This is a genomic window from Streptococcus oralis, from assembly GCF_003943825.1.
GTDB classification, from domain to species: Bacteria; Bacillota; Bacilli; order Lactobacillales; family Streptococcaceae; genus Streptococcus; species Streptococcus oralis_CD.
Genome location: NZ_RJNJ01000134.1, coordinates 1 through 512 on the forward strand (window position 1 = coordinate 1; position 512 = coordinate 512).

Sequence of the window (512 nt, forward strand, 5' to 3'; positions counted from 1 at the left end):
TCGATAATCAATTGAAGAATTTTCTTGAATTCTTCCTCAATTTGTTCTGGAGCTACAAAAGTATGACCATCATTTAGGGACATTTCGCGTACACGTTGAAGGCCAGTAAGGGCGCCAGATTTTTCATATCGGTGCATCATGCCAATCTCAGCGATACGGATTGGTAATTCACGGTATGAGTGTACATGGTGTTTATAAACTTCGATATGGTGAGGACAGTTCATTGGGCGGAGGACAAACTCTTCACCGTCTCCCATGTCCATAGTTGGGAACATATCTTCACGGTAGTGATCCCAGTGACCAGAAGTTTTATAGAGTTCCACTGAGGCAATTGGTGGAGTGTAGACGTGTTGGTAGCCTGCAGCGATTTCCTTGTCGACAATGTAGCGTTCCAATTCACGACGGATAGTCGCTCCGTTTGGTAACCAGAATGGTAAACCTTGTCCGACTTCTTGTGAAATCATGAAGAGGTCAAGCTCTTTACCGAGTTTACGGTGGTCACGTTCCTTGGC

At 44.9% G+C, this 512-nt stretch carries 1 protein-coding gene; it reads right to left on the reverse strand.

The window, feature by feature from the left end:
* Positions 1-512 (reverse strand): aminoacyl--tRNA ligase-related protein (locus D8863_RS10990; RefSeq protein WP_185761496.1); only part of this gene is annotated, 512 nt, incomplete at both ends.